Source organism: uncultured Algimonas sp., from assembly GCF_947498175.1.
GTDB lineage: Bacteria > Pseudomonadota > Alphaproteobacteria > Caulobacterales > Maricaulaceae > Litorimonas.
The window spans coordinates 138289-160445 of record NZ_CANMJB010000002.1; the positions used below are offsets into that span (position 1 = coordinate 138289).

Below are 22157 nucleotides of genomic sequence, written 5' to 3' on the forward strand. Positions count from 1 at the left end.
GCTCAGCATGACGTCCGATACCACCATCCGTTCCGCGCTGTTGCTGATCGCGGCGATCGCCTTGTTCTGGACGCTCTATGTAACCCGGCATCTGGTCGCGCCGTTCGCGCTGGCCGTGTTCTTCTGGCTGGCGATCGATGCCTTTGCGCGCTGGATCGACGGTCTGTCGAAGCGCATCCCCTACTGGTTCGCTCTGACCATCGCGATCCTGGTCACGGTCGCGGCCCTGATCGGACTGATCGTAGTCGTGGCCGACACGGTCGGTGACGTGGTTGATCAATCGCCGCGCTACAACGCCCGCATCAACGAAATCTTCGCCTGGATCGGCAGCGTAACGGGCCAAGAGGATCTGTCCTATGCGTCGATCAACGAACGGTTCGGTATCGGCGAACGTCTGCAGGGCGCGATCGGCGGCTTCGCCCAGACCATTCAGGCCGTGCTATCGGATTTCATGCTGATCGCCATCTACGTCGTTTTCCTGTTCGTCGCGCAGGCGAGTTTTCCGGATAAGATGGACAATCTGTTCCCCGACCCGGTCCGGCGGGCCAAGGCGATACGCATTGGCACCTCCATCCGCCATTCCATCGAACAATACATCACCGTCCAGACGCTGGTTTCGCTGATCCAGACGGTCATCAGTTATGTTGCCATGGTTGCGTTGGGGCTGGACAATGCGCTGTTCTGGGCGCTGGTCATCTTCATTCTCAACTACATCCCAATCGTGGGCGGGTTCGCGGCGGTCGCTCTGCCGGTCATGTTCGGTCTGGTTCAGTTCGAAAGCCTGACCCGGGTCCTGGTGCTGGGCGGCGTGCTGTTCGGCGCGCAGTTCGTCGTGTCCAACACGGTCCAGCCCAAGATGATGGGCGACAGCATGAATATGAGCGCACTGGTCGTGGTGCTCAGCCTGACGGTCTGGGGCGCGCTATGGGGTGGGGTCGGAGCGTTTCTGTCCGCGCCCATGACCGTCATTCTGATGATCATCCTGGCGCAGTTCCCGACCACACGTTGGATCGCGGTCTTGCTATCGGCGGATGGCGATCCGGACATGGACGGCGATGGGAAGGCGGACAAAGCGCCGGTACCGTCGCTGTGACGCGCCTGACGTTCACCGCAACGTGATGCAGCCGTTGTTGGTGCGTTCATTTCCGTTTCTGTAGGCAAAGGTTATGCAATCGACCTTTTCTCGCAGGGCCTTGCCGGCCGCAGCGTTTCTATTTGCCGCGACCGCACCGGCGATGGCCGAAACCCTGACGCAGCCGACCACCGTCGTGGAACTGTTCACCTCGCAAGGCTGCTCGTCCTGCCCGTCCGCCAATGCAGCGCTGGTGAAGCTCGATCAGCAGCGTCCCGCAGCGCTGACCCTGACCTATGGCGTGACCTATTGGGACTATCTGGGTTGGGCCGATACGTTCGGCGATGTGAATTTCACGAAGCGTCAGCGCCAGTATGACGCCGCGCTGAAGTCGGGCGTCTATACGCCCATGATGGTTGTGGCCGGGCGGAGACATGCCTCCAAATTCAAGCGCGACATGTTGCAACGAGCCTATGTTCCCGAAACGGTGTCGCTGGTCCGCGAAAGCGGCGAACTATGCATCGAAGCGGATTTGCCACGCGGGGCAAAGCTCGCGCTCGTGGATTACGAACCCGGCATCCAGATCGTCCATGTCGAAAAAGGCGAAAATAGCGGCCGCAAGCTGACCTTGGCCAATGTGGTCAGATCCATCGATTACCGCGACTGGGACGGGCACATGATCTGCGGTCTGCACCCGACTTCCGCGCTGGCGGTTCTGGCGCACGATCCGGACACGGCGGCCATCATCGGCGCGGCGCGATTGGAACCCTGATCATTTAGGAAATGGTGCCGAGAGAGCAAAGACGTTTTCGACATGGGGGCTGGGGGGCTGAAAAGAACCAGGTCGGTCCCGCTCCACTCTCTCGACAAATCCTGTTTCGCGTCGGAACAAGTCTGTGGAAGGGCCGGAATAAGGCAATTTCGTGGCGCTTCGTTTATAGAGGGTTAACGCGTGTCCCGACGGACAGTGCGTAACGCTTTGCAACTCCGGTGCGGGTCGGTCTATATCGGTTCCGATGAACAAGGTTGTGCGCATCGGCAATGGCCATAGGGCTCCGTCACAGGTCAGCTTCGACCGGCACGAACTGTCCCAGATCCTCAACGTTTACGGCCAGATGGTCTCCAAGGGCGATTGGAAGGATTACGCCATCGATTTCCTGCCGGACCGGTGCGTCTTTTCGATCTATCGCAAGGCGTCCGAACACGCGCTCTACCGGATCGAGAAGGTGCCGGCCTTGCGCAACCGCCAAGGCCAGTTCGCTGTCGTTGCGCCGGGCGGATTGATCCTGAAACGCGGACATGATCTGTTGCAGGTATTGCGCGTCTTCGACCGCGCCCGCTTCCGCAGCGTCTGAGCCTATTCGACCGTGACGGACTTTGCCAGATTGCGCGGCTGGTCCACATCCGTGCCCAGCGCTACCGCCGTGTGATAGGCCAGTAGCTGCTGGCCGATCGCTTGAACGATGGGCGCTGTCAGCGACGGCGCATCCGGTAAGGACAGGATCGTGTCGGAAAGCTCCGAAGCGGCTTCCGCGCCGGCCGCATCGGTGAACAGCACGATCCGTGCGCCGCGCGCCGCGACTTCCTGAAGATTGGACACCGTCTTCTCAAACAATGCGTCTTCCGGGGCGACGATGATGACGGGTGTTCCGTCCTCGATCAAGGCGATGGGACCGTGTTTCAGCTCGCCCGCCGCATAGCCTTCGGCATGAATATAGGAGATTTCCTTGAGCTTGAGCGCGCCTTCCAACGCGATCGGCACCATTGGGCCGCGGCCCAGGAAAAAGATGGACCTGGCCTGCGTCAGTGTTTGGGCCGTCCCACGGATCGCCTCGCTTTGTTGCAGCGCTTCGCTGACACGCTGCGGCAGGACGGCCAGATCGCGGCAATGTCGTCCGGCCTCGTCCGTGTCGATACGGCCGCGCTGAACGGCCGCGCCAACGGCCAGGGCGGCCAGGGCGCAGGCCTGCGATGTGAAGGCCTTGGTCGACGCCACGCCGATTTCGGGTCCGGCCTTGATCGGCATGGCCACGTCGGCTTCGCGCGCCATAGTCGAACTCATGACGTTGACCAGCGCGGCCGTCTTCAGTCCGGCTTCCTTAGCGTAGCGTAACGCCGCCAGCGTGTCGGCCGTCTCGCCCGATTGAGACACAACGATCATCAGGCTGTCGGGACTGAGCACGGGATCGCGGTAACGGAATTCGGATGCGATATCGATATCGGTCGCCAGGCCTGCCACCTGTTCGAGCATGTATTTGCCCAGCATCCCGGCAAGATAGGCCGTGCCGCAGGCCACAATCACGACCCGGTCAACGCCTGCAAAGTCGAGGCCCTTGGGCATGTCCACGCGCATTTCGCCCAGATCGAGATAGTGCGACAGCGTCTGCGCCAATGTCTCGGGCTGCTCGTGTATCTCCTTGAGCATGTAGTGCGGAAATTGTCCCTTGTCGGCGATTTCGTCCACGCCGGAGACTTCCGTGATAGGGCGCTCGACCGGGTTGTTGTCCTTGTCGAAAATCTCGACCGCGTCGCGGCGTAGAACCGCCCAGTCGCCTTCTTCCAGATAGACGAGCTTGTCGGTGAGGGGCGCGAGCGCGAGCGCGTCGGAGCCGAGATACATTTCCCCGTCGCCGTAACCGATGGCGAGAGGCGAGCCGTGCCGGGCGCAGTAGATCTCGTCTTCCGCCCCTTCGATCAGCACACCGAGTGCATAGGCGCCGCGGAATTGCGACAAGGCATGGCCGACCGCCGCGCGCGGGGAGAGGCCGCGCTCCAACGCATCATCGATCAGGTGGGCGGCAACTTCCGTATCGGTTTCAGTGACGAAGTCGCGATGCGGCAGGGCTTTGCGGATTTCGTCATAGTTTTCGATGATGCCGTTATGCACGACGGCAACCCGGCCCGCCCGGTGCGGGTGGGCATTGATCTCACTCGGCGCGCCGTGCGTCGCCCATCGGGTGTGTGCAATGCCGGACGGTCCGTCGATCGGGTCTTTTCCCAGGCAGGTTTCGAGGTTGGCGATCTTGCCCTTGGCGCGGCAGCGTTGAATGGCGCCGTCGGTCATGACCGCGATGCCCGCACTGTCATAGCCGCGATATTCCAGGCGTTTCAGGCCGGAAACCAGACGCTCCGTCACGCTTTTGCGGCCGATGATGCCAACGATTCCACACATAGATGATGCCCGAGAGAGTGCTCTTACTGTGGCGCGGGCGACTAACAGCCGGTAGCGATGCCGACAAATGGATTATCATGACGGTTTGCAGCGTTCGGTTGAACCGCTGAAACTCGTCCTTGAAGATGACGGGATCGCCGTAGTGGGAGGGAGACTTGAACTCCCGACCTCAGGATTATGAGTCCTGCGCTCTAACCAGCTGAGCTACCCCACCACGGCAAGGCGCGCCCTATAAGGCGCGCGTTCCTGGGCGGCAAGCCTTGTTTGACCGCTAAGCCGATCCCGATGCAGATGGACTTTCTAGGCCAGGAACATCTCCATCGGATCCTGAAGACGACGCTTGATGTGCTGCACCATCTGCGCGGCGTCGTAGCCGTCGATGACACGATGATCGCAGGAGACGCTGAAATTCATGACGAGTCGTTCGACCACTTCGCCGTTTCGCATTTCCAGCTTGGGCCGGATCTTGTTGGGGCCGAAGATGGCGACCTCGGGCTTGTTGACGACGGGTGTGGTGACGATGCCTCCCAATGGTCCGAGCGAGGTCAACGTGGTCGTCGCACCCTGGAAGTCCGCGGGCATCAATTTGTTGTCGCGCGCGCCGTTGGCGAGTCGGGTGATCTCCTCTGCCGTCTCCCACAAAGTTAGTGTCTGCGCCTGTTGGATCACGGGGACCACGAGGCCGATATCGGTTTGCGTAGCGATGCCAAGATTGATGTCGGCGAACTGGGAGACGAACCCGCCGGGCCGGCCATCGGAGCCATCCTGATAATGCGCATTGAATTGCGGCCAGTCCTTCAACGTCGCGGCCAAGGCGCGGATGATGAAGGGCAGAACGGTCAGCTTCGGGCGCTCGTCCTTGTGTTTGTCGTTGGCGCGTTTGCGAAGCGCCTCCAATGCCGTCACATCCACCTCGTCGACATAGGTGAAATGGGCGATGGTGCGCTTGGACTCGGCCATGCTCTGTGCGATCTTGCGGCGCAGGCCGATGACCTTGATGCGGGTTTCGCCCTCGACCGGCTCCAGCGCGGTTTCGAGCTTGTCGAGATCGGCATGGGTGACGTTGCCTTGTGCGCCGGTCGGTTTGGCGGCGGACAGGTCCAGCCCGGCATCCTTTGCGCGCTTACGCACGGCGGGGGAGGCGAGGGGACGATTGCTAGGGGTCACGACCGGGACCGGCGCGACAACGGAAGGCGTGGATGTCGGAGCAGCCGTTTTCACCCGTTCGACTGGGGTAGACTGTTCGATATTGCCGCCACCTTCGACCGCGAAGCTGACCAGCGTCGCTCCGACGGCGACGGTGTCGCCTTCATCGCCCGCAACCGACTTGACCGTCCCGCTGACCGGGCTGGTGAGTTCGATGGTGGCCTTGTCGGTCATGGCGTCCGCGACCGGATCGTCTTCTTCTACCGCATCGCCAACGGCGACATGCCAAGCCGTGATCTCGGCTTCGACCACGCCTTCGCCGATGTCGGGCAATTTGAATTCGTATGTGCCGGATCCGGTGGAGGCTGGCGTTTCGGCGGCAGGCTCGCTTTCCGTCCCGGCCGGTGCGGTCGCTTCGCCGCCATCCGTGTCGAACACGACCAGGTCGGCGCCGACGGCGACCGTCTCGCCTTCTTCGCATGCAACCGTGCGCACGACGCCGTCCACCGGGCTAGTCAGCTCGATCGTGGCCTTGTCGGTCATGGCGTCGGCTAGCGGCTGGTCCTCTTCGACCGTCTCGCCGGGGGCAACGTGCCACGCCGTGATCTCCGCCTCGACGACGCCTTCGCCAATATCGGGAAGCTTGAAACTGTACGTGCCCATCTACGCGGCCTCCAGAACCTCGCGGACCGCATGGGTCACGCGTTTCTGACCCGGAAAATAGGCCCATTCCTGGGCGTGCGGATAAGGCGTATCCCAGCCGGTGACGCGCCTTATCGGGGCTTCTAGATGGTAGAAGCAGCGTTCCTGGACCTGGGCCATGAGTTCCGCACCGAAGCCGGATGTGCGCGTCGCCTCGTGCAGGATGACGCAACGGCCGGTCTTCTTCACACTGGTCTCTATGGCGTCGAGATCCAGCGGGACAAGCGAGCGCAGATCGATGATGTCCGCACGGATGCCGAGGTTCTTGGCCACCGCTTCGGCAACCCAGACCATGGTGCCGTAGGCGATGAGGGTCAGGTCGGACCCCTCGCTGATCATGCGGGCCTTGCCGAGCTCGACAGTATAGTGGCCGTCCGGCACCTCGCCTAGGTCATGACCTTTCCAAGAAACGGACGGAGTTTCATGGTCGCCGTCGAACGGGCCGTTGTAGAGGCGCTTTGGCTCCAGGAAAAGGACTGGGTCGTCGCTTTCGATAGCGCTGATCAGCAAGCCCTTGGCGTCATAGGGATTGGACGGGATGATCGTCTTCAATCCGGCGATGTGCGTGAACAGAGCTTCCGGCGATTGGCTATGCGTCGGGCCGCCGAATATGCCGCCCCCAACGGGCGTGCGGATCGTCAGCGGGCAGATGAAGTCGCCGTTGGAGCGGTATCGCAGGCGCGCGGCTTCCGACGCGATCTGGTCGTAGCCGGGATAGATGTAGTCGGCGAACTGAATTTCCGCGACAGGGCGCAACCCGTTGGCCGCCATGCCGATGGCGATGCCGACAATGCCGCCTTCGGAAATCGGCGTGTCGAAGCAACGGTGCAGCCCGTGCTTTTCCTGCAAGCCGGCCGTGCAGCGGAACACGCCGCCGAAATAGCCGACATCTTCGCCAAAGGTCAGGACGGATGGGTCCTGGCTCATCTTGACGTCCATCGCATCGCGGATGGCTTCGATCATGCTCATTTGCATTATTCGTCTCCAATTCCGGGCCTGGCTCGGCACGAAATAGAATGATGCCGCGCGCTACTGCGCACGGTCAGATATAAGATATCCGAGCGCAGGGAGGCCATCCTATCCCAGCTCCTTCCGGAACATCTCGCGTTGCTCCAGCAGCAGTTCCGGCGGATCGGCATAGACTTGTTCGAACATGGTAAAGTCGTCCACTTGCGGTCCGGTTTCCACCGTCCCAAGCGCTTCGGCCTTCTTGTAGGTTTCGCGCACGAACAGCTTGGCTTCCTTTTCATAGGCCGCGTGCCGCTCGTCGTCCCATTCGCCGATATGGACGAGGTGCGTCTTCAACCGCTCGACCGGATCGCCGAAGGGCCAGACTTCGGCCTCGTCCTTGGGACGGTATTTTGACGGATCGTCGGAGGTCGAGTGGCCTTCAGCCCGGTAGGTGAAATGTTCGATCACGGTTGCGCCGCCGCCTTGGCGTGCGCGCTCCGCCGCCCATTTCGTGGCCGCATAGACCGCCAGCGCGTCGTTGCCGTCCACGCGCAAGGTCGCCAGACCGTAGCCCGTGCCTCGCGCCGCGAAGCTTTCCCCTTCGCCCATGGCGATGCCCTGGAAGCTCGAGATCGCCCACTGATTGTTGACGACATTGATGATGCAAGGCGCGCGGTAGGTGGACGCGAAGTTCAGCGCATAGTGGAAGTCGCCTTCCGCCGTCGCGCCTTCGCCTGTGAAAGTGGACGCGATGCCGTCCTCGTTTTTGTAGGCTTCGGCCATGGCCCAACCGACCGCCTGGATCAGTTGCGTGCCGAGATTGCCGGAGATCGAAAAGAAGCCGTGCTTGCGGAAGGAATAGAGCACCGGGATGTTCTTGCCCTGGAGCGGGTCGCCGGAGTTGGACAAGCACTGGTTCATCATCTCCAGCATCGACGCGCCGCGGCTGATCAGGATGGCCTGCTGGCGGTAGGTCGGAAACACCATGTCGGTATCGCGCAAGGCTTCGGCATGTCCGACCGAGACGGCCTCCTCGCCGCGCGACTTCATGTAAAAGCTCATCTTGCCTTGGCGCTGCATGGCGAACATGCGGTCGTCCATGGCGCGGGTCAGCATCATATCGCGGAGCATCTTGCGCTTCACTTCCGGTTCCAATCCCGGCACCCAGTCGCCGGCCGTCTCTCCGTTGAAGCGCATCACCCGGATCAGTTTTAGCGCATGTTCGGCCGTCTCATAGTCATCGCAGAGCGGATCGGGACGGGGCGGCGTGTGATCGGTCGGGACGGCGATATGACTGTAGTCCGGCGTGTCGCCCGGCCGGAAAGGCGGTTCGGGCACATGGAGGCGGGACTGATTGCTCTGTTGTTTCGCCATGAAGAGATAAGCCTTGAAGGGGGAGGGCGTTCCGGAGCGCCCAATCGCTGCTCTCCTAAAGCTTTGCCGCAGATTTTGCATGGCGGCAATGGCAAGATTATTGGCAAATTATTCCAGAACCGGTTAAAGGGTAAGGAAAGTTAGCCGCAGTAGCCTGCGACAATGGTGACTTGGGGATTCCATCATGAAGAATAACGGCCAGATCGACAATATTGACGCCAAGATCCTGCATCTGCTGCAAGGCAATGCCAGCCTGTCCGTCGCAGAGATTTCCGAACAGGTCGGCCTGTCGTCTTCGCCCTGCTGGCGCCGCATCAAGCGAATGGAGGAACTCGGCCTGATCGACCAGCGCGTGACCCTGCTAGACCGGCAGTTGCTGGGTTTGGACTTCGAGGTTTTCGTCGCCGTCAAACTGTCATTGCCCAACCGCGACAATATGGAAAAGTTCGAACGCGAAGTCGCGCGGATGCCCGAAGTCGTCCAATGCGCCGTCGTAACCGGCGCGGTCGATTTCATGCTGCGCATCGTCACGACGGACATGCATGCCTACGAGACGTTCTTGCGCGAAACGCTTCTGTCGATCGATCTGATTAGCGACGTTCAAAGCCGCATCGTCCTGCGCCAGGCCAAGGACACGACCGCCCTTCCGCTCAACCTGATCAGCCCGGCGATCCCGCGTTACTAGCGTCAGCGGTAGGCTGGTCGCCAGCTCAGCGCTGCGACGGCGAACCACAGGAAAGTCACCAGAGATGCGAGGCGCTGCGTCAGGCCGCGCCAGGCTTCCGGGTCGAACCCGAAGATAAGCGCCCAGATGTAGAGCAGCCCGATCAGGGATGTCAGCAGCGAGTAGCCGACGAAAGCGGGAAAGGTCGAACCGGTGCCGAACTCTGCCGCGTAAAAGGTGGGCACAAGGACCAGGAACACCGCCAGCCCGTGAAGCCCGTGCATGGGCGTTCCTGTCGTGAACACGCCGTTGGACAGCATGGCCAGACCGAAGACCAGCGCGGCGACGAACGTCCATGAAAAGCGGAAACGACCCGTCCCGAACAGGCAGCCGATAGCGAACAGGCTGACCGATAGTCCCGTCACGACCGTACTGTAGCGGGAGATGGTCGGCAGCAAACCGTCCGTCGCCTCGTATTCGCTCATATGTTGCGTCAGCGAATTGTGATCCGCATCCAGCAGGCTGAAGATAATGGGTACGAGCATCATCACGGCCGCGATCCACCCCTGCCGGATCATCCAGTTCTTTCGCATCCCGCTTCCCCCTGATGGCCGTTTGCAGTCGGTCAATGGCACAGTCCGTGCCGCCTTGCAGCCCCTATGTGAAAAACGGGCCCTTCGATTGCCACCCCGCCTGCGCTTTGGCAGGGGATGGATCCCAACGGCGAAAAGGAAACCCGACATGATCGGTTATGTAACGATCGGCGTTCGCGACATGGATGCCGCCAAAACCTTCTACACGACCCTGACGGGCCAGCCCGTCCAGTTCGACGGCGGCCGGATTGCCTTCATCGGCGAAACCATGGGTGGGCCAATGATCGCCGTCTGCGTGCCCTATGACGAAAACGACCCTCATCCCGGCAATGGTACGATGATCGCGCTGCGCGGCGGCAGTCAGGACGGATGCGACGCGATGTACAAGAAAGCGCTGGAATTAGGCGCGAGCTGCGACGGGAAACCGGGGTCCCGCATTCCGGGACAGTTCTACGGAGCCTATGTCAAGGATCCGGACGGTAACAAGCTCTGCTTCTACGATTTCAGCTAGGACAATTGCCGCAAAGAACGACATCCAGGACTGGCCCGTACTTCCCATGACCGGTAGCAGCCGACCGGGGCTGCGCTAGACGTTACTGCGATCCCGGCCAGCCGGGCGTGCCAAGACGGTTCGGCTAGACACTGGCGGCTTCGCCCTTGAGCTGAACGAGTTCGTCGCGCAAACGCGCAGCTTCCTCGAACTCCAGATTTTCGGCCGCCTCGAACATGCGTTTTTCCAGATCGGCGGCGACGGCGATCATGTTGCCGCCCATATAGGGCTCCTGGCCTTCGGCCGCCTCCAGCACGCCGCGTCGGGCCTTGCCGGCGGAGCCGCGCTGCTTCTTGCGGCCGGACGGCGTGTAGCTGTCGCGTTCGTCCTTGATCTTCTGGGCCGCTTCGCTGTCACCGACCATGTCTGCGACACCACGCAGGACGGTCTGCGGGATGATGCCGTGTTCCTGGTTATGGGCGATCTGACGTTCCCGGCGGCGGCTGGTTTCGTCCATGGCCCGCTTCATGCTGCCGGTGATCTTGTCGCCGTAGAGCACGACACGGGCTTCGCTGTTGCGCGCCGCCCGACCGATCGTCTGGATCATGGACGTCTCCGAGCGGAGGAAGCCTTCCTTGTCCGCATCCAGGATGCCGACGAAGGCGCATTCCGGGATATCGAGCCCTTCGCGAAGCAGGTTGATCCCTATCAATACGTCGAACACGCCCAGGCGCAGGTCGCGGATCAGTTCGATCCGTTCCAACGTATCGACATCGGAGTGCATGTAGCGCACGCGGATACCCTGATCGGCCATGTATTCCGTCAGGTCTTCCGCCATCTTCTTGGTCAATGTCGTGACGAGCGAACGATAGCCTTTCTCGGTCGTCTTGCGGACTTCGTCCACGACATCGTCGACCTGGTTGTGGTGCTCGCCGGATACCGGCCGGACTTCGACAGGCGGGTCGATCAGACCGGTCGGTCGGATCACTTGCTCCACGAACACGCCGCCCGTGCGCTCCATTTCCCAGTCGGCGGGCGTTGCGGAAACGTGGACCGTCTGCGGCCGCATCGCGTCCCATTCCTCGAACTTCAGCGGGCGGTTGTCGATGCAGGACGGCAGGCGGAAGCCGTGATCGGCCAGCGTCGATTTGCGGTTGAAGTCGCCTCGGCTCATGCCGCCGATCTGCGGCACGGAAACGTGGCTTTCGTCCATGAACAGAAGCGCGTCTTCGGGGAGGTATTCGAACAGCGTAGGAGGCGGCTCGCCGGGCGCGCGGCCTGTCAGGTAGCGTGAATAGTTCTCGATACCGTTGCAGAATCCCGAAGCGGCCATCATCTCCAGATCGAACTCGGTTCGCTGGGCCAAGCGTTGCGCTTCCAACAGCTTGCCTTCGCTCTCGAACAGGTTCAGCGTCGCATCCAGTTCCGCCTTGATGCCCTTCATGGCGCTTTGCACGGTCGGGCGCGGCGTGACGTAGTGACTGTTGGCATAGACACGCACGCTCTCGATGCTTCGGCCCGTCTTGCCCGTAAGCGGATCGAATTCGGTGATGGTGTCGATCTCGTCGCCGAAAAAGTCGAAGCGCCAAGCCGTGTCGTCATAGTGAGCGGGAAACAGTTCGATCGTATCGCCGCGCACGCGGAACGAACCGCGCGCGAAAGCCAAGTCGTTGCGCTTGTATTGCAGCCCGACCAGCTGCGCCATCAATTCGCGCGGATCGATGGCCTGCCCGCGCGACAGGTCGATGGTCATGGCCGTATAGGTCTCGACCGACCCGATGCCGTAGATGCAGGACACCGAGGCGACGATGATGCAGTCGTCGCGCTCCAAGATCGCGCGGGTCGCGGCATGGCGCATCCGGTCGATCTGTTCATTGACGCTGCTGTCTTTCTCGATGAACGTGTCCGTGCGCGGAACGTAGGCTTCGGGCTGGTAATAGTCGTAATAGGACACGAAATACTCGACCGCGTTTTCGGGGAAGAAGGCTTTGAACTCCGAATAGAGCTGCGCGGCGAGCGTCTTGTTGGGTGCCATGATCAGCGCCGGTCGCTGCGTCTGTTCGATGATCTTGGCCATGGTGAAGGTCTTGCCGGATCCCGTGACGCCGAGCAGCACCTGGTCGCGTTCGCGTTCCGATATGCCGTCCACCAGCTCCGCGATCGCTTTGGGTTGGTCGCCCTTGGGTTCGAAGGGCGAATTCAGCACGAAACGCTTGCCGCCTTCCGATTTGCTAGGGCGGGCGGGCTTGTGTGGCGTCCAGAGAGCCGGGGCTTCGCGGACGGTGATTTCGGCGGTGTCGGGCATGAGGGATAGATAGGGGAACGGACCGCGAACGCCAAGGGTTCCGGACGCGTTTCGGACAGCCTCGCGGCTCGCGTTGCAACGGCTTTGTCAGAAAACCGACACGAAAACATGATGCGGACGGGCGGCGATCTTAGGGGTCTCGTAACGGACGGATGAAAAAGGATGTTCACCAGGTCGGACGAAAGTCCGGCGTCGTTTCGGAAATGGCCCCATAGCCCATGACTTTCATCGATGACGCTTCGGCAGACCGGACGATTGCGCGGCGCCCCGGCAGGCCGACATTGAGAGAGTTGAGCGCGGCAGCGCCCCACGGCGACGACTGGGTCGTCAAAGCGTGGCGGATCCTGCGCTACCGGATGTTGGACCACGCGTTCCTGCCATTGCAACACCGGCCGGCTGCGGCATCTGCGACCCTGTTGACCGGTATCGACGCAGCAGACGCGCCGATGCGCAATGCGGCCGGTACGGCGCCGGACGACCCGTCCGGAAAACCGTGGGACTCGTTGAAAGACGTGTTCACCGGTCGATTAATGCTGACCTATGCCGCGGTCATCTCGGCGATGGTCGCGACCTGCGTGGTCGTACTCGGCGCTTTCTACTACATGCAATTCCGCGAACTCGTCACCCGGAACGACGTGGCGGTCCGGCAGATCGTGCTGGCTCAGCTCGAGGATTTCGAGATGGGGCGCGGCTACGGCTTGGCCGCCGCTGCGCAGCGCATCGCAGTGCCGCCGCTCCTACAAGGCGATATGGACAGGTTCGAAACGGGATTGAAAGGGTTGATCGAGCGGCAGGACATGACCCTGCTGCGCATCATGAACGCGACGGGCGAGCCGCTGTTCGAAGGCGGGTCCGGGCTGGGGCTCGAAAAGCTCCATGGTCTGGAGCGGACAGGCGTAGTCGATATCCGGCTGGACGGCGACATGCTGATCGGGACAGGTCCGCTCGTTCATGACGGGCGGTCCATGGGCGATTTCGTCTTCGCCCGGCGCATGGGCGAAGTGGACGCAGCGTCCGCCAAGATCGATGCGGCTTTCGACCGTGCTTTGCATGACAATCAGCGCCGCATCCTGACGGCCATCGTACTGGCGGGCCTGCTTGCGCTGCTCGGCGGTATGATCGCCGCGATCCGCATCGCGCGCCGTCTCAGCCGTCCGATCCGACAGTTGGCTAACGCGGCCGGTCATATCAGCCGCGAGGAATTCGGGCATGAACTGGTCATCGACCGCAATGACGAAATCGGCGATCTTTTCGACGCCTTCAATGCGATGAGCCGCAGTTTGCAAGCTGGTCGCGAAGCCCAGCTCAAGGCGAGCGAAGCTGAGATTGCCCGTCTGGAGGCGGAAAATGCCAGTCAGGCCAAATCGCAGTTTCTGGCCAATATGAGTCACGAGATCCGCACGCCCATGAACGGCGTGCTGGGTATGGCGCAGATCCTATCCGACAGCGGTCTGAACGCCTCGCAGAAGCAGCAGGTCGACATCATCCTGCGTTCGGGCGAGGCATTGATGACGGTCATCGACGACATTCTGGACATCTCCAAACTCCAATCCGGTCAATTGCGCCTGGATCCGCAGCCGTTCCACTTGCGAGACCTGGTTCGGGATGTCGCTGCGCTGCTCGAACATTCGGCGCAGGACAAGGGACTGAACCTCATCATCGATGTGCCGGGCGACGTGCCGACGCACCTAATCGGCGACCAAGGGCGCATCCGCCAGATTTTGATCAACCTCATCGGCAACGGGCTGAAATTCACGGAAAGCGGCCATGTGAAACTGTCGGTCCGCCGCGTGCAGACCGAAGTGGGTCTGGACCCGTCCGATGTCGACTTGCGCTTCGATGTCGAAGATACCGGCATCGGTATCCCCGCCCAGAAGCTGGATCGCATCTTCAACCAATTCGAACAGGCCGACAACACCATGACGCGACGTTTCGGCGGCACAGGCCTTGGCCTGTCAATCAGCCGCCAGCTGGCGGAGACGATGGGCGGAACGATCGGCGTGACCTCACAGCTAGGTCAGGGGTCCACCTTCACTTTCGCGGTTCGTCTGCCTCTCTCCAACGACAAGGAAAGCGCCAAACCGGCGGGTTTGCCCCGTCTGACACGCAAGACGCCGATCCTGGTGGCAGCCGCCACGAGGGCCGACCGCGACCGGTTGATGGAACAATTGGGTCACATGGGGGCCAGTCCCGTTTGTGTGCCCGATGGGACTGCGGCGATCGCCCTTATGCGGCAGGCGCAGGCTCGGCACGGCTTCCGCTTCCCGCTCGTCATTTCCGACAACGCCATGCCCGGCATGGACGGACCGGACTTGCTGCGGCACGTGCGCGCCATACCGGAAATCGCCGACACGCCTTTCATGATATTGAGCGCGGTGGCTGTGGAAACCATGACTACAGACGACAAACCGTGCGGCGTGGTCGACGTCATTGAAGAGCCTTGGGACGCAGCGCGATTGCGCGATGCCGTCATGGCCCATCTGGCCGAGACATGGCTGGCCTTGCCGGGACCGGACGCAACGACGGAACGCCGCGCGGCGGCTTGAAACTTCAGCCTGCGATCACAGGCCGCATACATCGGGCGGAGCAGGATCCGCTTGCACTCTATCGGTCGCAAATGACGCTTCGCTTTGCGGTGGAGCGTGAAAGACAAGGGTTTCGTAAGGCGCGCGCCTCATGGCTGCGCTTGCGCCTGGATGCAGTCCAGTGACGCACACTCTGCGACCGCTGATGTGAAGCGACACGTGGTGATCGCCATCCGTTGATGCCGGTGAGGCTATAAGACCTGGCTTCCCTTCGACGGCCGCAAGATGGTCGAGCTGCGAGCGCATAGCTGCTTCGAAATCCGGCTCGCTCGCGGCGACGGCGCCGGGAAAAACGGCCACGAAAGGCTTCAGGCCGAACTTGGCGAGATGACAGGTCAGATCTGCGTAAAGCTGCGCGGTCTGCGCATCACCGCCCAGTACATCGTAAAAGCGAACGGCTTGACCGTTCCGGCCGCTTGCTCCGAGGGCTCCTAGCGGCGGAAGGAACGCGTCGCGCAACAGGCCGCGCGGGTAAGCGATGGCTTGGGCCTCATCGGTATTGGACGGGATCGTCATGCCGCCACCGTGCCAGAGACGGCAGAAACAAGTCTTATCCGATGTTAACGCATCGGTCCGCCGGTCAGCCCGCCTCGAGATCGGGCGTGTCGATCAGACCGGTCCGCGCTTGCAACCCTTCGGGGTCGAGGATCGTGATGACGTTGCGATTGAAAGTGACCAGTTTGTCCCGACCGAATTTCGTGAAGATCCGGCTGACCGTGACGTTGGAAAGACCCAGCGCATCGGCGATGTCGTATTGTGTCAAAGGCAGGCGCAACACGTTGGGGTCGTCGAAACCGTTGCGCCTCTGCTTGTCGCGGAGTCCCAGCAAGAAGCTGGCGATCTTGGCCGGAGCGCTGGCGAAAGCGAAGACCGACATCTGGCGCTGCAAGGCGATATATCCGCCGGCCAGCGTCTTCAGAACGGCCACCGACGCGGTTTCGTTGCGGGCCAGCGCTGCGGCGAACGGCTCGATCGGAATGCGCACGATCCGAGACGGTTCGAATGCGATCAGGCTCGACTCCGCGCGACGTTCGGCGAGGAACTCCAGGCCTGTCAAATCCACGGGCACGTGGAAATCCAGCAGCAGGCGTTGCCCGTCCACACGATTCATGACGGTCGTCAGCCAACCTTCCAGCACGATATAGAGGCTGTCGACATCGTCCCCGGCATGATGGACGGCTTGCTTGGCTTTCAGCCGCGTGCTGCTGAGCTCGATCCCCTGCAGCAAGGTCCGGCCTTCGCCTTGCAGTCCGAAATTGTGATCGAATGCCTCGAAGGCGAAATCGAGATTGCTGGCTTCCACGGCGGTTCCTCCTGACTCGTTTTGGCGTCTAGGCAGGCTGGACGGCGATCACAAGGGACTCGGGCCGTACTGTCGGCTTGCCGGATCGATGGCCTTCCGCCTTGCTCTTCGGGGCCAGCTTTGCCATTGCGCGCAATCCACATTTCTCCGGACTGCTGCTCCCATGCCCACGCTGACTTTCCCCGACGGTGCCTCCCGCGACTTCGATCCCGGCGTGACTGCGCTGGATGTCGCCAAGTCCATCTCCAAAAGCCTGATGAAAAAGGTGCTGGCGGTGAAGCTGGACGGCGAGCTGCATGACGCGACCCGCCCTATCGAACAGGACGCCAGGATCGAACTCGTCACCGCCAAAGACCCGGAAGGGCTGGAACTGATCCGCCACGATGCTGCCCATGTGATGGCTGAAGCAGTGCAGGAATTGTTCCCCGGCACTCAGGTCACGATCGGGCCGGCTATCGAAAACGGATTCTACTACGACTTCCACCGCGACGAACCCATTTCCGCAGACGACTTCGCTGCCATCGAGAAGAAGATGGCCTATATCATCAATCGTAACGACAAGTTCGAGCGCCAGGAGATGGACCGCGACGAAGCGATCGCCCTGTTTCGCGATATGGGCGAGGCCTTCAAGGCGGAGCTGATCGAAGACCTGCCCGAAGACGAAACCATCACCGTCTACAAACAGGGCAAGTGGTTCGACCTCTGCCGCGGCCCGCACCTGCCCAGCACGGGCAAGATCGGCAAGGCGTTCAAGCTGATGAAGGTGGCCGGGGCCTATTGGCGCGGTGATTCCAACAATCCGCAGCTGCAGCGTATCTATGGCACGGCTTGGGCGACGCAGGAGGATCTGGACGCGCACCTAAAGCAGATCGAGGAAGCCGAAGCGCGCGATCACCGCCGTTTGGGACGTCAGCTCGAATTGTTCCACTTCCAGGAGGAAGCGCAGGGTCAGGCCTTCTGGCATCCGAACGGCTGGACGCTCTACACCACGCTGATGGCCTACATGTCGCGCCGCCAGAAGGAATATGGCTATCAGGAGATCAAGACGCCGCAGATGATGGACCGGAAGTTCTGGGAACAGTCCGGCCATTGGGAGAAATATCGCGAGAACATGTTCGTCGCGGAGATCGCGGACGAGGACAAGGTGCTGGCCTTCAAGCCGATGAACTGCCCGTGCCACGTGCAGGTCTTCAATCAGGGCATGAAGTCCTATCGCGACCTGCCGCTGCGCTATGCCGAATTCGGTTCCTGCCATCGCTACGAGCCGTCGGGCGCGCTGCACGGGCTGATGCGCGTGCGCGGTTTCACGCAGGATGACGGCCACATCTTCTGCACGCTGGAACAGGTGACGGACGAGGTGAAGGCGTTCACGGAAATGCTCAAGAGCGTTTATGCCGATCTTGGCTTCGACGACGTAAAGGTGAACTTCTCGACCCGCCCCGAGACGCGTGTCGGCTCGGACGACTATTGGGATGTGGCCGAGGAGGCGTTGGGCAAAGCCGCAGATGCGTCTGGTCTCGAAGTCGTGCTGAACGAGGGCGACGGCGCGTTTTACGGTCCGAAGCTCGACTTCGTTCTGCGCGATGCCATCGGGCGCGAATGGCAGGCGGGCACGATCCAGCTCGATCCCAACATGCCGGAACGCCTCGACGCCAGCTATATCGGTGCGGACGACCAACGCCACGCCCCGCTCATGCTCCACCGCGCCGTGTTGGGCAGTTTCGAACGGTTCCTCGGCATCCTGATCGAAAATTATGCAGGCAAATTCCCGCTCTGGCTGTCGCCCGTGCAGGTCGTCGTCGCGACCATCACGTCCGACGCGGACGGTTATGCCGAAGAGGTCGCGGCGAAACTCAAGGCGGCGGGCCTGCGCGCCGAGCTTGATACGCGCAACGAGAAAATCAACTACAAGATCCGCGAACTGTCGGCCGACCGCAAGATCCCGGTCATCGCCGTGGTCGGCCGCCGCGAGGCCGAAGAGGGCAAGCTCGCCTTGCGCCGGCTTGGATCCAAGGGACAGCAGATCGTCACGGTCGAGGACGCCATTGCCGATCTCACCCATGAGGCCATGCCGCCGGATCTGAAGCGGTAGCGCCCCGCGTGTTACTTCGTCGTCTATTGGACGCGTTTGCAAGCGGTTGGCTGCTCTTCTGGCTAGCCTTGATCGCCGTCTATATCCATTTCGGCGCGCTCGCCTTCGCCGGTCTCGTCATATTGCTGGGCGCAGTCGGCTGGCCCGTCTGGCTGCTGCATCGAAAGCACCTGCCGGTCACGACTTGCAATCTGTTGATGCCAATGGCGGCATTCGCCGCCTTTTTCATCTGGTTGGCCGCGACGAGCGGCTGGAGCGATCACGGCCCCGATACAGCGCTGCGCCTAGGTGGTCAGATGGCGCTGGCCGCCGCGGTTCCGGCCTTGATCGCCACGCGTGCCGTGTGGACGCGCATCTTGCTGTCGCATCTGTTGATGGCGATGGTGATCGGCGGAGTCGCCGTGCTGGCGATGGATGTGGCGTCCGGCTACGGCATCAATATCTTCCTCAGCCCGATCGACGAAGGTGCCGACCTCAATCAGCGCCAAAGCGAAGCGGAGATGAATATCGGTCGCGGTCATGTCGCCTATGCGGTTCTGGCGCCGCTGGTGATCGCGCTCTTCGCGACCCGCTTGCCGCAGGGCCGGGCCGGACCCGTGGCGATCGGGTTCGTGGCGCTTCTGCTGGTCGGAACCCTGTTGAACCGGTTGGCCATCGCCCCGATTATTTTGGTCTCCGCTTTGGCGTTTCTCTATATCGGCTATCATCGGCCGACTGCCGGGTTGCGTTTGTCGCTAGGTGCACTTGTCGGATCCGTTCTGTTCGCGCCGCTGGTCGGGATCGCGGCGCGATTGAGCGGCGAAGGCCTGATGGCGCGTTTGCCGATGAGTTGGGACCACCGCCTGCGTATGTGGGATTATAGCTTGTCGCGCATTGGCGAAGCGCCTTGGTTCGGGCACGGGCTCGACCGGTCGCGCACCATGGCAGGCGATTTCACGACACGCATCGGCGTGGATATCCCCTTCGTATCGTTGCATCCGCATAATGTTGGCTTGCAAACCTGGATGGAGACGGGACTGGTCGGCGCGTTTCTGCTCACCCTTGCGCTTGTGTCGCTTTACAGGCCTCTGAAGACGTTGGCGGGCGGCTCGCCATGGCGCGCGGGGGCCGTGTCCGGCCTGCTGATGGGTGCGACCGTGGGCGGCGCCGTGACGGTCGGGGCGTGGCAATATTGGTGGTGGGGCCTGATCGTGTTGGCGCTATCGCTTGTTTTGCTGATCCCGGCCGGAGCGCGGCTAAGCGAACGCGACATCATATCCGCATGAACGGCAAACCGCGCATCAGCGTCGTCATGGTCTCCTACCGGACCGGACCGGCTCTGTTGGACGCGGTGCGCGCAATCGGTGCCGATCCAGACATCGCCGAACTGATCGTCGTGGATAACGGCAATAGCGCCGCAGACCGCGTGGCCCTCCTCGGAACGGCCCAGACGACGGGAAAGGCGCGCCTGTTGCAGGGCCACGGCAATGTCGGCTTCGCCCGGGCCTGCAATTATGGCGCGCGGCTGGCGGGCGGGGACTATCTGCTGTTTCTCAACCCCGATGCAGTGGTCGAACATGGTGCGGCCTGCAAGCTTGTCGAAGCGGGCAGGGACTGCGCGCGTCCCTGGATTGCAGGGGCGCTGATATTGGACGCGCAGGGCCGAGAACAGCGCGGCGCCCGCCGCGGCGCGCTGACGGTCGTGTCGGCTCTAGCAGGTTTCACCGGCCTGCACCGCTTGCCGGGTTTGCCTTCTATTCACCGTCATGCCGAACCGATGCCGGTAGGCCCCGTGCCGATGCCGACCGTTTCGGGAGCGGCAATGATGATGAACCGCATGGGCTTCGAGGCCGTCGGCGGGTTCGACGAAGGCTATTTCCTGCATGTCGAAGACATCGCCCTGTGCCGCACGGTTCGGCAGGCGGGCGGGACGGTTCTGTTCGTCCCCGGCGCACGCGTAATGCATCATGGCGCGACATCGGACGTGGCGCACTGGCGGGTGGAACGGCACAAGCTGCGCGGTTTTCTGCGCTATTTTCGCACGGCCGGTCCGGGGGCGGGGCCGCTAATCGCCACAGTCCTACTCGCTCCATTGATCGCCGGGGCGATCACGGGACGCCTGATCTGGACGGCGTTGCGTCGGCGATGAGTATGCCCACTCGGTCAACGCTGCGGCCGAACACTCCGTCGTGTCGAACATTGTCAGCGTCATCTGTCGTCCTTTGGCGTAGTTCGTTCCGGATACGCTCTCGCCCGCACCGGCACAGGCGGGTGGCGGCGTGCCGGATGCCAGCACCAACACATCGCCGGGACGAGCGCCGCGGGTCAGCTGCGTATCGGTACCTGCCATGAAGACCAGTGAAGGTTCGCGGTAGTCGGGGGACACGATGCGTGCGCCAGCCGGCGATTGCGCGACCAGGCGCGGCGTCAGGTCCAGCAACGGGCTGCGCGACAGGGCGGTAAAACCCAGTCCGACGAACAGGGCGGCCAAGGCAAGCGCGACCCGGTCGCGTGCTTGCCGGACAAACCAGAGAGCGGCGACGGAGAGTGCGGTCAAACTGGCCGCCACGCTGACAGACAGGACCGGACCGGCGCGCTCCCAAATCGCTGCTCCTGTGCCGACCGACAGCAGGGCGGCGACGAAAGCGGCGACCGCGAGTCCCGCTATACGCGTTCGCCCCGCCTCCGTCAGGCGAACCCAACCCGCTCCAGCCAGCAGCGCCAGAGCCGGATAGAGCGGCAGCGTGTAATGCGGCAATTTGGTCGGAACGAATTCCAGCAAGACCCACATCGGCAGCGTCCAGGCGACAAGCAATCGCACAGTTGCATTTCGCCGCTCCCGCCAGGCGAACATTGCCGCGACGGGCAAGGCGAGCACGCCTGGCCAGAACATGGCCAGCGTCGTCAGGGCGTAGTAGCCCGGCGTCCCGCCATGCGTTTCCTGTGCGCCCGCGATCTTGCCGCCCAGGTCGCGGCCCAGCGCTTCGGCGAAAAACGCGCCGTCCGTCTCGATGCCGATGGCGATGAACCAGGGCAGGGTGATACCCAACGCGACGAGGATCGGTAGCGGCCGGGCCAACGCGCGCAAACGTTTCGCCGAACGGGTCCAGAGCGCGTCGGTCAGCAAGGCAAGCCCGCCCACGCCCAGCAGGATAGGACCCTTGATCAGCGTCCCGACTGCGATAGCGAACCAGGTCTGCCAAGCCTTGCGCGCCGCGATCCCGTAGAGCGCGACCGCTGCCGCGCCCGCCAGAAGGGCATCCGTTTTGGCGATATGCGCTTCGAAAGCGAGCGAGACCGACACGGCGATCCATCCTGCGCCGAGCAGGGCTTCGCGCCGCCCGAACAGAGCCGCACCCGTCAGATAGGTCGCCCAGACGGCGATCAGGGCGCCGATCACGCTGGGCAGGCGGTGCGCCCAGGCCGCGCGCTCGCCGCGTCGCACATCGTCCAGTTGACCCGTTGCCGTCAGACTCGCCAGCTGCGCCCAGTACGCACCCGCCGGTTTCTTGTAACGCGCCTCGTCCTGGAAGCGGATGTCGATCAGATCGCCTGTCTCCGCCATCTGGACGGTGGCCTGCATATAGCGGGCCTCGTCCCGGTCCACAGGCGGCAGGGCGGCCAGGCCGGGCAGGTAGGCGACCAGCGCGATCAGTGCCAAGAAGGCGAGGTCCAGCCATCTATGCGCACGCGTCTGGGTCACGAACGGCGCATGGACCGATGGGCGCG

The 22157-nt window shown here is 62.3% G+C and carries 18 protein-coding genes and 1 tRNA gene; 9 read left to right on the forward strand and 10 right to left on the reverse strand.

Annotated features, from left to right (window positions below; translation table 11 throughout):
• The first annotated feature begins 7 nt into the window (after positions 1-7).
• The 3 genes from Q0718_RS03125 (at position 8) to Q0718_RS03135 (ending at position 2427) form a co-directional block, all read left to right on the forward strand.
• Positions 8-1093, forward strand: a complete 1086-nt coding sequence (locus Q0718_RS03125) for an AI-2E family transporter (RefSeq protein WP_298913305.1) — start codon at positions 8-10, stop codon at positions 1091-1093.
• Between the two features lie 73 nt (positions 1094-1166).
• A complete protein-coding gene (locus Q0718_RS03130) occupies positions 1167-1844 on the forward strand; it encodes a DUF1223 domain-containing protein (protein WP_298913308.1) in 678 nt (225 codons plus the stop codon).
• 244 nt (positions 1845-2088) lie between these two features.
• Positions 2089-2427, forward strand: a complete 339-nt coding sequence (locus Q0718_RS03135) for a DUF2794 domain-containing protein (protein WP_298913311.1) — start codon at positions 2089-2091, stop codon at positions 2425-2427.
• A 2-nt stretch (positions 2428-2429) separates the two neighbouring features.
• On the opposite strand, the gene glmS is transcribed toward Q0718_RS03135, so the two are convergent.
• The 5 genes from glmS to Q0718_RS03160 form a co-directional block, all read right to left on the reverse strand.
• Positions 2430-4244 (reverse strand): glutamine--fructose-6-phosphate transaminase (isomerizing), encoded by a 1815-nt coding sequence (gene glmS / locus Q0718_RS03140; protein WP_298913314.1) that lies wholly within the window; start codon positions 4242-4244, stop codon positions 2430-2432.
• A 140-nt stretch (positions 4245-4384) separates the two neighbouring features.
• Positions 4385-4458 (reverse strand) — tRNA-Met (locus Q0718_RS03145).
• Positions 4459-4544: 86 nt separating this feature from the next.
• Entirely contained in the window at positions 4545-6053 is a 1509-nt protein-coding gene (locus tag Q0718_RS03150; RefSeq protein ID WP_298913317.1) for a 2-oxo acid dehydrogenase subunit E2, read from the reverse strand.
• On the reverse strand, positions 6054-7070 hold the full coding sequence (locus tag Q0718_RS03155; protein ID WP_366523816.1) for an alpha-ketoacid dehydrogenase subunit beta: 1017 nt from the start codon (positions 7068-7070) through the stop codon (positions 6054-6056).
• A 99-nt stretch (positions 7071-7169) separates the two neighbouring features.
• The gene (locus Q0718_RS03160) at positions 7170-8417 is read right to left on the reverse strand and encodes a thiamine pyrophosphate-dependent enzyme (RefSeq protein WP_298913324.1); all 1248 of its coding nucleotides are present in this window, start codon (positions 8415-8417) and stop codon (positions 7170-7172) included.
• Positions 8418-8601: 184 nt separating this feature from the next.
• Here Q0718_RS03160 and Q0718_RS03165 point away from each other — a divergent pair, with 184 nt between their 5' ends.
• Positions 8602-9102, forward strand: a complete 501-nt coding sequence (locus tag Q0718_RS03165) for an Lrp/AsnC family transcriptional regulator (protein ID WP_298913326.1) — start codon at positions 8602-8604, stop codon at positions 9100-9102.
• A 2-nt stretch (positions 9103-9104) separates the two neighbouring features.
• On the opposite strand, the gene Q0718_RS03170 is transcribed toward Q0718_RS03165, so the two are convergent.
• Positions 9105-9674, reverse strand: a complete 570-nt coding sequence (locus Q0718_RS03170) for a DUF998 domain-containing protein (protein WP_298913329.1) — start codon at positions 9672-9674, stop codon at positions 9105-9107.
• 148 nt (positions 9675-9822) lie between these two features.
• Here Q0718_RS03170 and Q0718_RS03175 point away from each other — a divergent pair, with 148 nt between their 5' ends.
• On the forward strand, positions 9823-10185 hold the full coding sequence (locus Q0718_RS03175) for a VOC family protein (RefSeq protein ID WP_298913332.1): 363 nt from the start codon (positions 9823-9825) through the stop codon (positions 10183-10185).
• 124 nt (positions 10186-10309) lie between these two features.
• Here the strand turns inward: Q0718_RS03175 and uvrB are convergent, their stop codons facing one another.
• Positions 10310-12469: an excinuclease ABC subunit UvrB gene (uvrB, locus tag Q0718_RS03180; RefSeq protein ID WP_298913335.1), complete on the reverse strand. Its 2160-nt coding sequence runs from the start codon at positions 12467-12469 to the stop codon at positions 10310-10312.
• A gap of 218 nt (positions 12470-12687) precedes the next feature.
• Here uvrB and Q0718_RS03185 point away from each other — a divergent pair, with 218 nt between their 5' ends.
• Positions 12688-15015, forward strand: a complete 2328-nt coding sequence (locus tag Q0718_RS03185) for an ATP-binding protein (RefSeq protein WP_298913339.1) — start codon at positions 12688-12690, stop codon at positions 15013-15015.
• Between the two features lie 15 nt (positions 15016-15030).
• Here the strand turns inward: Q0718_RS03185 and Q0718_RS03190 are convergent, their stop codons facing one another.
• Both Q0718_RS03190 and Q0718_RS03195 read right to left on the reverse strand, forming a co-directional pair.
• A complete protein-coding gene (locus Q0718_RS03190; RefSeq protein ID WP_298913342.1) occupies positions 15031-15570 on the reverse strand; it encodes a hypothetical protein in 540 nt (179 codons plus the stop codon).
• 64 nt (positions 15571-15634) lie between these two features.
• Positions 15635-16357, reverse strand: a complete 723-nt coding sequence (locus Q0718_RS03195) for a Crp/Fnr family transcriptional regulator (protein WP_298913345.1) — start codon at positions 16355-16357, stop codon at positions 15635-15637.
• Between the two features lie 163 nt (positions 16358-16520).
• On the opposite strand from Q0718_RS03195, the gene thrS reads away from it, so the two are divergent.
• Genes thrS through Q0718_RS03210 form a run of 3 tightly spaced genes read left to right on the forward strand, consistent with a single transcriptional unit; the run spans position 16521 to position 20577 of the window.
• On the forward strand, positions 16521-18449 hold the full coding sequence (thrS, locus tag Q0718_RS03200) for a threonine--tRNA ligase (RefSeq protein ID WP_298913348.1): 1929 nt from the start codon (positions 16521-16523) through the stop codon (positions 18447-18449).
• Positions 18450-18457: 8 nt separating this feature from the next.
• Positions 18458-19714, forward strand: coding sequence for an O-antigen ligase family protein (locus Q0718_RS03205; RefSeq protein WP_298913351.1), 1257 nt, complete (start codon positions 18458-18460; stop codon positions 19712-19714).
• On the forward strand, positions 19711-20577 hold the full coding sequence (locus tag Q0718_RS03210; RefSeq protein WP_298913354.1) for a glycosyltransferase family 2 protein: 867 nt from the start codon (positions 19711-19713) through the stop codon (positions 20575-20577). Before Q0718_RS03205 ends, Q0718_RS03210 begins: the two co-directional genes overlap by 4 nt.
• Here the strand turns inward: Q0718_RS03210 and Q0718_RS03215 are convergent.
• Entirely contained in the window at positions 20509-22131 is a 1623-nt protein-coding gene (locus Q0718_RS03215; protein WP_298913357.1) for a glycosyltransferase family 39 protein, read from the reverse strand. The genes Q0718_RS03210 and Q0718_RS03215 overlap by 69 nt on opposite strands.
• Positions 22132-22157: the final 26 nt, after the last annotated feature.

Coding starts and splice junctions, on each gene's coding strand:
- Q0718_RS03165 (WP_298913326.1), top strand. CDS start 8,602: ATGAAGAATAACGGCCAGATCGACAATATTGACGCCAAGATCCTGCAT.
- Q0718_RS03170 (WP_298913329.1), bottom strand. CDS start 9,674: ATGCGAAAGAACTGGATGATCCGGCAGGGGTGGATCGCGGCCGTGATG.
- Q0718_RS03130 (WP_298913308.1), top strand. CDS start 1,167: ATGCAATCGACCTTTTCTCGCAGGGCCTTGCCGGCCGCAGCGTTTCTA.
- Q0718_RS03190 (WP_298913342.1), bottom strand. CDS start 15,570: ATGACGATCCCGTCCAATACCGATGAGGCCCAAGCCATCGCTTACCCG.
- Q0718_RS03160 (WP_298913324.1), bottom strand. CDS start 8,417: ATGGCGAAACAACAGAGCAATCAGTCCCGCCTCCATGTGCCCGAACCG.
- Q0718_RS03185 (WP_298913339.1), top strand. CDS start 12,688: ATGACTTTCATCGATGACGCTTCGGCAGACCGGACGATTGCGCGGCGC.
- Q0718_RS03125 (WP_298913305.1), top strand. CDS start 8: ATGACGTCCGATACCACCATCCGTTCCGCGCTGTTGCTGATCGCGGCG.
- glmS (WP_298913314.1), bottom strand. CDS start 4,244: ATGTGTGGAATCGTTGGCATCATCGGCCGCAAAAGCGTGACGGAGCGT.
- Q0718_RS03175 (WP_298913332.1), top strand. CDS start 9,823: ATGATCGGTTATGTAACGATCGGCGTTCGCGACATGGATGCCGCCAAA.
- uvrB (WP_298913335.1), bottom strand. CDS start 12,469: ATGCCCGACACCGCCGAAATCACCGTCCGCGAAGCCCCGGCTCTCTGG.
- thrS (WP_298913348.1), top strand. CDS start 16,521: ATGCCCACGCTGACTTTCCCCGACGGTGCCTCCCGCGACTTCGATCCC.
- Q0718_RS03210 (WP_298913354.1), top strand. CDS start 19,711: ATGAACGGCAAACCGCGCATCAGCGTCGTCATGGTCTCCTACCGGACC.
- Q0718_RS03150 (WP_298913317.1), bottom strand. CDS start 6,053: ATGGGCACGTACAGTTTCAAGCTTCCCGATATTGGCGAAGGCGTCGTC.
- Q0718_RS03135 (WP_298913311.1), top strand. CDS start 2,089: ATGAACAAGGTTGTGCGCATCGGCAATGGCCATAGGGCTCCGTCACAG.